The 6,096-nt window shown below is 35.0% G+C and carries 5 protein-coding genes; 1 reads left to right on the plus strand and 4 read right to left on the minus strand.

The window, feature by feature from the left end; translation table 11 throughout:
* The 4 genes from E0F91_RS17260 to E0F91_RS17275 all read right to left on the minus strand — a co-directional run.
* Positions 1-329: restriction endonuclease subunit S domain-containing protein (locus tag E0F91_RS17260; protein ID WP_132067603.1), on the minus strand; the 329-nt coding region annotated here is incomplete at its 3' end.
* Positions 330-376: 47 nt separating this feature from the next.
* Entirely contained in the window at positions 377-1,930 is a 1,554-nt protein-coding gene (locus E0F91_RS17265; RefSeq protein WP_132067604.1) for a type I restriction-modification system subunit M, read from the minus strand.
* A gap of 621 nt (positions 1,931-2,551) precedes the next feature.
* Positions 2,552-3,292: a hypothetical protein gene (locus E0F91_RS17270; protein ID WP_132067605.1), complete on the minus strand. Its 741-nt coding sequence runs from the start codon at positions 3,290-3,292 to the stop codon at positions 2,552-2,554.
* Positions 3,293-3,470: 178 nt separating this feature from the next.
* Entirely contained in the window at positions 3,471-4,187 is a 717-nt protein-coding gene (locus tag E0F91_RS17275; protein ID WP_132067606.1) for an endonuclease/exonuclease/phosphatase family protein, read from the minus strand.
* A 546-nt stretch (positions 4,188-4,733) separates the two neighbouring features.
* Here E0F91_RS17275 and ltrA point away from each other — a divergent pair.
* The gene (ltrA, locus tag E0F91_RS17280) at positions 4,734-6,050 is read left to right on the plus strand and encodes a group II intron reverse transcriptase/maturase (RefSeq protein WP_132067607.1); all 1,317 of its coding nucleotides are present in this window, start codon (positions 4,734-4,736) and stop codon (positions 6,048-6,050) included.
* Positions 6,051-6,096: the final 46 nt, after the last annotated feature.

Genomic DNA, 6,096 nt, shown 5'->3' on the forward strand with positions numbered 1-6,096 from the left:
AAAAAATTATTATGAAAGGCTCCACTAACATTTGTAACTACCATCCCCGTATTACCAGTTCTTGTCATTAGTATATCCTCTTCCGTACATAAAACAGAACTAGGGGGATTTTTAATAAAGTACTTTTTTTCTGAACTTTTTTTTAGAAACTCATTCGTAATGTAAAAATGAGCACCGTCTTCTGCTTCAATAAGTCTTTCAGAGATCATAATCTGCAATCCTTGATTGATTTTGACTACATCTTGTAACTTTTTYGYTTCCCACTCCTCAGTAAACCCTGGAAATCTCAAATTAGGAACGTTACCTACTTTTAATTTTTTATTCGCCATCTTGATTATTCAATTTTCGTTATTAAAAACATTAAGGATTTGAAAAATTAAAAAACTAGCCCCAGTTCTTTAAAATAAACATCTATTTCCTTATCGAGATTGGCTCGTTTGGTTTCAAGTTCTTTAATTTCGAACATTACCTTTTGGATATCAATTTCCTCTTGTTCTTCAAACGTATCCACATAGCGTGGAATATTTAAATTATAATCATTGTCAGCAACTTCTTTAGCCAAATGACTGTATTTTTCAATTACTGTTCTATTACGATAGGTTTCTACAATCTTAGTTATGTGATTGTCTCGTAACATATTTTGATTTTTAACCTTTTCAAATTCCTTGCTGGCATCTATAAATAAAATATCATCCGGTGTTTCCCGACATTTTTTGAAAACTAAAATACATGTAGGAATACTGGTGCCATAGAAAATATTGGCAGGCAAGCCAATTACTGCGTCTAAGTAGTTCTTTTGTTCTATGAGGTATTTACGTATGTGTAATTCTGCTGCACCACGGAATAAAACGCCGTGTGGCAATACAATCGCCATTGTACCATTTTCTGCTAAATGATAAATCATATGTTGCACGAATGCAAAATCGGCTTTACTTGCTGGAGCTAACTTACCATATTGACTAAAACGATCATCATTCAGAAATAAAGGATTTGCACTCCAATTGGCGGAAAAAGGAGGATTTGCCACAATGGCTTCAAATGGCATATCATTCAAATGTTGCGGGTGCTCTAAAGTGTCCTCTTGTTTTATATTGAATTTTAGATAATGTATGCCATGGAGTATCATGTTCATACGGGCAAGATTGTACGTTGTGCGGTTCATCTCCTGTCCATAAAAATTATTGACATCTTTTACCTCTTTGGCAACACGCAACAATAGCGATCCTGAACCACAGGTTGGATCATATACTGATTTTAATCTATTCTTACCTGTTGTGACAATTTTTGCAAGGATTTTTGAAACCTCCTGCGGTGTATAAAATTCTCCGGCTTTTTTACCTGCACCACTAGCAAACTGACCAATCAGATATTCGTAAGCATCACCTAATACATCTATTTCAGTATGCTCCAGCTTAAAATCAATTTCATCAAGATGCACTAAAACTTTTACTATGATTGCATTTCTTGCTTCAGCAGTTCGTCCTAAATTATTACTGTTTAAGTCCATATCTGAAAAAAGATCTTCGAAATCTTCTTCACTTTGAGTTCCCATCGTACTCAACTGAATATTGGTTAGGATTTTTTGTAGATCTTCCAGAATGAAATTATTACTACCACTGTTTCCTCTTTTTGCAATTTCACTGAAAAGCTCAGATGGTTTTAAAAAGTAGCCTAAATTTTCAAGAGCTTCTTCTTTTATTGCCTCAATATATTCTTGACCTTTTTTAGTATTTTCGTCAATATTCCTGAATTGAATATTATCATGTTCTAAAATAGAGTTGGCGAAAATTTCCATTTTTTCAGCCAAATATTTATAAAATATAAAACCAAGTATATAATCCCTGAATTCATCCGCATTCATCTTTCCTCGTAAAGTATTCGCTATATTCCAAAGCTGTTGCTCCAATATTTTTTTCTGTTCTTCTGACATTTGAAATAATTGTTTATTAAGATTAGGGATTAATAATCCTTAAGAAGGCACTAATGTAATAAACTTTTGGTGTTATGACTTATGGATATAACGAATAATCATTTTTTAGTAAAAGATAATAATCATGCAATTAAAAAGGCTCAACTAATTAGTTGAGCCTTAATTATAAATAAGAATTATCCCGAAGTAATTTATTGATTAGTTTTTCAAGTCGTTGCATCATTTCATCTTTCTCCTTCAGCATCCTCTCATACAAAGCAATCTTGTCATCGTATAGTTCAAAGGTATTTAAAATTCTTTAAAAAAAATCGATTTTTGGTAAAAACAAGCTTGCTTTTGTGAGATACAATTCCCCTAAGTCGTTACGGCACAATCTATTGCTTCCTTGCATGTGCTAAACAAAAATACAATTTTTCAGATAAGTATAAACTAAAATTTAAAATTATGAGTGCAATTGAATTTTCACAGCAAAAAAGAGTTGAAGGAAGTAATTACAGACCACATTAAAACATCTGCTATTTATTGTTTTGGCAGGCAAGTATCAACAAAGTTTCGGGTTTGCTCAATGATGTAAAATAAGAAAGCCGAGCAAATGCTCGGCTTTCTTTGTTCGACTACTTTTTACTTATTTCTAATAGAGACAACTTCTATATTTATCTCTTGCCCATCTTTTAAATATCCAGGATTATACATATCTCCACCCAATACATTTAAGCCAGACACTGAAATATCACATATTTTTGAAGAATCAATCTTAATTTTAACTGACCCCGTAGGATCTGTTACATATTGTCCGACTTTATCAAAAGTTTTCATTAAATACCCAATCCCTTCTTTTCTTACGATTACAGTATCAAATTTATTAACTCTACGTTGCTTGGTTTCTTTATCAACTGAATTAATTGTTATAGTAATTTGATTTTCTTTTTCCTCTTCTATTTTGGCTTTTTGGTTATCCCATACCATAGCTAAAGCATTAAAACCGAGAATTGGCGTATAATAAATAACTATAAAAACATATAAGTAAGTTAATTTGTTGAATAAGAACTCTATTGAATATGTTATAAATATTAAAAATGAAATCCAAAAAGTAAGTAATATTACCGAAACAGACATATTATTTATTAAAGAAGTTTCTACTCTTGCTAATCTATTTACTTTATCACAAAACATTAAACTTAAGACAGAAGAAGTTACACTAACTATAATACAAAATGCTAAAACAACAATATTACCTGCCAATTTATAAAAATCATTTCCAAATAAATAAATAGATATGTACCAAAAGGGAACTAAAAATAATGAAATTGAAAGTCCTTTTATTGAAATATGTGATTCGTTTAATTCTTTTAATATTGACATTAATTGTGTATTTTCTGTTCGGTTCAACAAGCTGTCTGCCAACGTTCTGGTACTACAGCGGGTTTAGGATTAAATTAAGCCTTATTTTCGGATTTGCCAAATCATCCAAGTAAAAAACTAACTTTCCATTATGTCTAATACCCAAATCCGTTGTAGTGGCTGTTGGCGGTCGTTGTTTTTATTCACATTGTTCAATTTCACACATAATCGGCATATGGTCACTTATTTTTATCCATCTATCAAATTGTCCAATTTCAAATTTTATTATTTTTTCGGTAAATTTTTGAGTACCAAAAATGTAATCAATATGATAAGGTCTTGTTGATTTTTTTTGAAAATGTAAAGTTGGTATAGTTTCTTTGCCGTGAAGTTCTCCTGTAAACTTGTGATAAAAACTTTCGATACCAATTTCTTTAAATTCTTTTACTACATCAGAGTGATTCCACCATCTGTCCCATTCGTCCCAAATTGTGTTACTATTAAAGTCTCCTGCAATAATTGACTCATTTAATTTGTCTTTATTGACTTGTAGATATTTCCATAATTGACCTATGTAACCAAAATTAGGCGAATTATTTCTGTGTGTCCAAACAGCAAGCAAGTTAAAATCCATATTTATTTTACAAGGCAAAAAATGCTTTACTGAATGGTCTTTGAATTGGTTAGACCAATCTAATTTTTCCAACTTAATCTCTGGTTTTGCAAAAATTGCTAGTCCTTTATTTTTGTTATCTCCAATCCAAATATAATTTTCAGCCCATTCTTGATATTTTTTGTCTTTGGATTCGGATGGGTTTTCACATTCTTGAATAATATATATGTCAGCATTTAAGTCTGTAATGTTTTCAAACTTTTTCCTAAATGCTCCGTTACAATTCCAAGTTATTATTTTCAATTTCGTCTGTTTCGTTTTTTACTATGACGGCTAACGTCCCCGCGCTACAAGTAGTTTGGGATTAAATTAAGCCCATTATTCGGATTTGCTTAATCTTCCAAATACAAAACCATATTTAAATTAAGCCTAATCCCCAAATTGCTTGTAGCGTGTGTGTGTGCCTTGCATGCACTTCCAATTCCTCAAAAGTAGGAATTTTATCTATAGGGTGCAAGTCCCTTATCGGCAAGTTGTTGTATTATATTGAGCCGATTAGCACGTGGTAAGCTGGTTTGGAGCGATCCATGCAGTGAAGGAAGCCAAACGGCAAAAGTCTGTACCGAGGAACACAAAGCGCATAAGAGGCTAGCTAAATTGGGTAAGCATGCACAGCAATGCAAAGCCTTTAGACAACAGGTTTAGTTAGTAGATGCGTCGGGCATAGACGGAAAGAGGAAGTGCTTACCGGAAGGACCCAACGCAAGTGGTTCTCAATTTTCATCGGAATAACGCAAGTTATAGCCCTGAAAAAGCGGAACAGGAAGAATTTAATGTAAAACAACAAGTATGATTGCACAAGTAACACATCCTTACAATCTCCAAAAGGCACTACATCAAGTAGTGGTCAACAAAGGCAGTGCGGGCGTTGATGGGCTAAAAACCATTCAACTAACGGATTATTTCCGTGAACACAAGTCTGCATTACTGGAGGATATTAAGAATGACCGTTACTTACCGCAACCTATTCTTGGAGTAGAGATTCCCAAAGGAGGCGGAAAGTTCCGACTCTTGGGAATCCCAACCGTAGTCGATAGACTACTTCAACAAGCCGTATCGCAAGCGATGATGCCGAGATTCGAAAAGGATTTTAGCGTGAACAGCTTCGGATTTCGACCCAACAAAAACGCCCGCCAAGCGGTAGGCAAAGCTTTGGGAAACATTCACGAAGGCTACAATTATATTGTAGATATTGACCTAAAAACCTTCTTTGACGAAGTGGATCATTGCTTGCTGATGAACCTGATTTACCAAAAGGTAAAATGCCCAACGACTTTGCGATTAATCCGCAAATGGTTGCGAGTGCCAATACTCATCAAAGGAAAACTGATCAAACGACGAAAAGGAGTTCCGCAAGGAAGCCCGATTAGTCCGCTTTTGTCAAACATCTTGCTCCACGAATTGGACAAGGAATTGACACGAAAAGGATTGAAGTTTGTTCGCTATGCCGATGATTTTAGTATTTACACCAAATCGAAATACCAAGCCAAAACGGTTGGAAATGCTATCTTTCTGTTTTTGAAAGACAAGCTAAAACTCACCATTAATCTGGAAAAGAGCGGGATTAGAAAACCGATTCAGTTCACGATATTGGGATTTTCGTTTGCATCGACCTATCAAAAAGGGGTAAAAGGCAGGTATCAACTAACGGTAGGGGACAAAGCTTGGGCAAAACTCAAGCAGAGTCTAAAAGAAGTGACGCGCAAAACTGCACCCAAAAGTTTCGAGGAACGCATCCGAAAAATCAACGAAATCCAGCGAGGATGGTTAAACTATTTTCGAGGGACAAGTATTCAAGGAAAGTTACGAGATATTGACGGATGGTTACGCAACCGACTGCGCTACTGCATTTGGACGGACTGGAAAAAACCCGAACGCAAAAGGAAAAACCTGATGCGACTAGGGATTGACAAAGACCATGCTTATGCTTGGAGCAGAACCAGAAAAGGAGGATGGCGCATTGCTCAAAGTCCAATTCTAACCACTACTATTACCCTACTGCGACTTAAGAAGAAAGGCTATCAATCAATGTTGGAGATTTACATGGAACTCAACCCATCACTTTGCGAACCGCCGTATACGAGAACCGTACGTACGGTGGTGTGAGAGGCGCACTCCGTCAGTTTCTGGCGGAGCCGTCTACTCGATTACC

The sequence above is a fragment of the Flavobacterium sandaracinum genome (assembly GCF_004349135.1).
GTDB lineage: Bacteria > Bacteroidota > Bacteroidia > Flavobacteriales > Flavobacteriaceae > Flavobacterium > Flavobacterium sandaracinum.

Coding starts and splice junctions, on each gene's coding strand:
- E0F91_RS17265 (WP_132067604.1), bottom strand. CDS start 1,930: ATGTCAGAAGAACAGAAAAAAATATTGGAGCAACAGCTTTGGAATATA.
- E0F91_RS17270 (WP_132067605.1), bottom strand. CDS start 3,292: ATGTCAATATTAAAAGAATTAAACGAATCACATATTTCAATAAAAGGA.
- ltrA (WP_132067607.1), top strand. CDS start 4,734: ATGATTGCACAAGTAACACATCCTTACAATCTCCAAAAGGCACTACAT.